Raw genomic sequence first — 4,310 nt, 5'->3', positions numbered from 1 at the left:
CCCGGCCCGCGCCGACCCCCACGTTGCCCGCCCGGGGCGGGGCGTGGGGGGGGGGGGGCGCCGGTGGGGGGGGCGGGGGGGCGGCGGGGGGGGGGGGGTTGGTGGGGGCGGGGCGGGGGGGCCGGGGGGGGGACCGGCCGCGGAGGGACCGCCCCACCCGCCCCACACACCCAACGACCCCACCCACCCACACCCGCTCGCTCCCACCCACACCCTCCGACGCCCGCTCACCCACACCCACCCTCACCCATCTGGCCCCACCCACCTCCCCGGCCAGCCGACGTCCCCCCATGCTGGGAGGCACAGCCATGCCGGGAGGCGCGGCGTCGCCCGCCCCGCCTCGCGGGCCGCCGCCCGGGCCCCGGCCGGGCCACCGAACCCGCAGGTCGCGGCGAGTCTCTCCCCCCGCCGGCCCCCAACCCGTCCCCCCAACCCTTGGAGCGTGCTGTCGTGACGTCACACCCCGAGCGGTCGATCCCCTGGTGGCACGAGGAGGGTGGCTTCTTCGGCGACCTGTATCTGCGCGCGGACGACTCGCTCCAGACCTTCTTCGACGGCGAGCACCGGCTCGACACCCGTACCGCCCAGGAGGTCGCCGGCGTACTCCGGCTGTGCGCCCTGCCGGCCGGTGCGCGGGTGCTCGACTGCCCGTGCGGCTACGGCCGGCACAGCATCGAACTGGCCCGCCGCGACCTGCGCGTCACCGGCGTCGACATCAACCAGCACTTCCTGACCCTGGCCCGGCACCGGGCGGAGGCCGAGGAGTTGCCGGTGACCTTCCTGCACGCGGACATGCGCCACCTGCCGACGCTGGAGCCGGTGGACGCGGTGATCAACATGTTCTACTCGTTCGGCTTCTTCACGCCCGCGGAAGACCTGGACGTGCTGCGCGGCTTCCGGCGCGTGCTGCGCCCCGGCGGCCGGTTCCTGATGCACACGATGATCACGGTGCCGGCGTTGCAGAGCGGCCGGGTGCCCCCGGAGGAACACCGGCCGCTGGCCGGCGGCGGCACCCTGGTGGCCAGGCGCCACCTGGTGCCCGAGACGATGCGCGAGGAGGGCCAGTGGGCCGTCCTCGACGCCGACGGCACCGAACGCAGCATGGGCAGCTATGACGTGCGGATCTACCGCGCCGACGAGTTCGCCGACCTGTGCCGCACGGCCGGCTTCGACGACGTACGGCTGTACGGCGACTGGGACGGCCGACCGTACGCCGACGACGCCCCGTACCTGATCGCGGTCGCGACGGCGTGAGGGGTTCACTGCGCTGCGAGCGGCTGTACGAGACGAGGCCGTGCCGCGCACGCCCGTCACGCCGGGACCGGCGTACTCACAGCACGAGCCGCAGGACCTTGTCCGACGAGCCGTTGACGTCCAACTCGCGCATGCCGATGTTCATGGACGGGCTGCTGCCCACGTCCGGGCACCAGTCGAAGACCGACTCCGGCACGTTCTCCGGGAACGGCCCGCTCCACTGCCTCCGGTCGACCGCGAAGGCGTACCAGTACCAGTAGCGGTTCACGTCATCGAGGTCCCCGCCGTACGCGACCGCAGACCCACCGGGCTGAATGACCCACCAACCCGTTCTGCGCCACGGTTCCGGCCGGCAACCCCGGTCGAGCCGCTCGATCATCACATTGACGGTGACGGAATATCCGTTGAGGAACTTGAGCACTGTTCTCGCCTCGTTCCCCACTCACCGGGGCTGCCGGTGGACGGCCGACTTGGCGGACGCCTCCGACTCCGCCGACGCCTGCGCGGCCCGCTCCGGCACCCCGGCCAGCCCGGACCTGACCTCGTCCACCCCGTCGGCCCCCGGCCCGACCTCCGCGGCCGGCACCTTGTCCGGCGTACCCGCCACGGCCGCGGCCAACAGCTCCCGATCCACCCCGGACGTCGGGTCCACTCCGTACTCTGCTGAGCCTTTCCCAGGCATGACCCGTACTCCCAACCGAGCGAACGCACACGCCACTCGCTTTTCCGGGCCCACTTCCAGGGTAGTGCACCATCGTGCCGGGCGCCGATGGTCGCGCTTATCCATCTGGGTCAAAATGCGTAGGGTCTAGCGGGCTGTCGGGAGTTTTGCTTCAGCGAGGAATGATCAAATCGGTTAGTTCTCTGGGGGAGGGGTGTTTTCCTCGATTAAAGGCGATAGCCGCTGCGATCACTACTACTGGGACTAGTACGGTGACGGCGGCATCCGGGAATCCAAGCAAGACGGCGCCAGCTATAGCTAGAACTGACGTAAGGCTCACCGCTGCTATTCGTAGACGTTCCTTGGGTACCACTGGCGCGACGTCTCCGATCTGTTCGTCATCCAGCAGCTTTCCGACCCGTCCCTCGGCGTACCGCTCGGAGATCGTAAGTAGCATCGCTGTTAGTTCTCGTAACGCGCGCTCTGGCTCGGTATCTTGTTCCGCCTCAGCTTTCCGGAGAGCTCCGACCACTCCGGCGGCGTGAGCCTTGAGCGCTCGCTCATGATGGGCTCGTCCTTTCCCGCGGCGTACTCGGTGGGCACGCCAGACGACACGTTCTGCGGCGCTCAATGAAACCCGAGGGATATCAGCTCCTGGCTGCCGTGTCGCCCATTCTTTGTGCGCTCGCGCACACTGTACTGCCGCAACGGTGAGCACGACCACGGGCCAGCATCGCACGTAATCACGTTTCTGGAGTCCTCGCCTCCTCGCGATATGTTCGCGATGTTGACGTTGTTTTCGCCCTTCGGATAGGGCGGCAGTGATTCGCGTGAAGATGGGTATGGTCAGCAGCGCTGTGGCGTATATTAGCCAAAGGCGTAGCGAATCGAAGGCGTCGAATGGGTTCTTCCATGCTTGAACGGTTGCCGGGATCGACACAATGCTGTGCACGAGGTCGGGCAGTGGTCTTGATTGCTGCGTACTCGTTTGATGGTTTGCAGGTATGTGCGTCGGGACGACTTGGATAAGAGATATGACTAGCGCCACAGCGGCCAGATTCTTAGGTACGGCTAACTGTGCCGCATACCACCACCGTTGTACCCAGACGGGAGTGAGTCCGTGGCCTGGCGGCGTACGGTCGGCGAGCACTTCGGGAAGAACATCACGGGCTTCTTCGAGTAATATTTCCGCGTGCTTCGCGGCCAGCGTTCGTCGACGCTGATCCAGAGGTTCAGCGATGTGCTGGCGAATCCAGGTGCGGAAAACTGTATGGGACCATAGGAAGAAGAGGGACGCGATCACAAAAAGCTCAAGCAATAAGATGAGGGCTGACTTCACGTAGACAGTCTCGCGGGTGAGGCTGATCTCGCGAGTGATTTCACAAAATATGCAGCTCACATGGTCGGCCGGGTCCGGGCCATGCGAAGGGGGATGCGCTTTGATCGAGAGCGCTCATACGACGTGGTGCCTTGCGGCTCGGACGAGCCTGCCTGAGGACTGGGCCCATGGCCGTGGTGGCGATCGACATGCTCGCCCACTCTGGCCGCGAGTCATCTGCTGTGCGGTTGCCCATCGTAGGGCAGAGCCGGTCGCGCTGGTGCCCTCGTACCGGCAGGGCCGTGCTGCGCGGCCCAGCGGCAACGAAAACCGCCCCTGACCTGGTTTCCCAGATCAGGGGCGGTTTCCCTGAAGCGGTAGCGGTGGGATTTGAACCCACGGAGGAGTTGCCCCCTCACACGCTTTCGAGGCGTGCTCCTTCGGCCGCTCGGACACGCTACCGAGAGAGAGCTTAGCGGACGGTGGGCCGTGCGCTGAAATCGGTTCCCGGGACGGGGGGAGTGCGGGGGCCTATGCGGCTTTCGCTCCCGGTCCGTACGAGTTTCGTTCCCGGTCCGTACGAGCACAGCCGCCGCCGGCACCGCCCAACCCGTACGGGCCCCGCCGGCGCCAGCCCCACCGAATCCGTACGGGCCCGCCGCGCCAGCGGCCACCGCTACCCGCGGTCGCGGAAGAAGTCCGTCAGGAGGGCCGCGCACTCCTCGGCCAGGACGCCGTGGATGACCTCGGGGCGGTGGTTGAGGCGGCGGTCGCGCACGACGTCCCACAGGGAGCCGACGGCGCCCGCCTTCTCGTCCACCGCCCCGTACACGACGCGGTCCAGGCGGGCCAGGACGATCGCGCCCGCGCACATCGTGCACGGTTCCAGCGTGACCACCAGCGTGCAGTCGGTGAGCCGCCACTCGCCGAGTGCCGCCGCGGCCTCGCGGATGGCGAGGACCTCGGCGTGCGCGGTGGGGTCGCCGCCCGCCTCGCGCTCGTTGCGCCCCCGGCCGATTACGGAGCCGTCGGGGCCGAGGACGAGGGCGCCGACCGGGACGTCGCCGGTCTCCGGGG

The 4,310-nt window shown here is 68.3% G+C and carries 4 protein-coding genes and 1 tRNA gene; 1 reads left to right on the top strand and 4 read right to left on the bottom strand.

Annotation, left to right across the window (positions count from 1 at the left end; translation table 11 throughout):
* The first annotated feature begins 450 nt into the window (after positions 1 to 450).
* Complete coding sequence (locus AAHZ94_RS29355) at positions 451 to 1,254, top strand: SAM-dependent methyltransferase (protein WP_349996699.1); 804 nt, start codon at positions 451 to 453, stop codon at positions 1,252 to 1,254.
* Positions 1,255 to 1,330: 76 nt separating this feature from the next.
* Here the strand turns inward: AAHZ94_RS29355 and AAHZ94_RS29350 are convergent, their stop codons facing one another.
* From AAHZ94_RS29350 to tadA, 4 genes are all read right to left on the bottom strand, one after another.
* Entirely contained in the window at positions 1,331 to 1,675 is a 345-nt protein-coding gene (locus AAHZ94_RS29350) for a DUF1036 domain-containing protein (protein ID WP_349996698.1), read from the bottom strand.
* Between the two features lie 21 nt (positions 1,676 to 1,696).
* On the bottom strand, positions 1,697 to 1,936 hold the full coding sequence (locus tag AAHZ94_RS29345; protein WP_349996696.1) for a hypothetical protein: 240 nt from the start codon (positions 1,934 to 1,936) through the stop codon (positions 1,697 to 1,699).
* A 1,672-nt stretch (positions 1,937 to 3,608) separates the two neighbouring features.
* Positions 3,609 to 3,695, bottom strand: a tRNA-Ser gene (locus AAHZ94_RS29340).
* Positions 3,696 to 3,909: 214 nt separating this feature from the next.
* Positions 3,910 to 4,310, bottom strand: a 401-nt coding sequence (gene tadA, locus AAHZ94_RS29335) for a tRNA adenosine(34) deaminase TadA (protein WP_349996695.1), incomplete at its 5' end; no start/stop codon positions are given.

Origin of the sequence: Streptomyces sp. HSW2009 (assembly GCF_040240285.1) — a bacterium.
Lineage (GTDB): Bacteria > Actinomycetota > Actinomycetes > Streptomycetales > Streptomycetaceae > Streptomyces.
This window is presented reverse-complemented; position numbering and strand designations above follow the sequence as displayed.

What these genes read in the sequence shown, in the direction of transcription:
- AAHZ94_RS29345 (WP_349996696.1), bottom strand. Translation starts at nt 1,936, where the DNA reads ATGCCTGGGAAAGGCTCAGCAGAGTACGGAGTGGACCCGACGTCCGGG.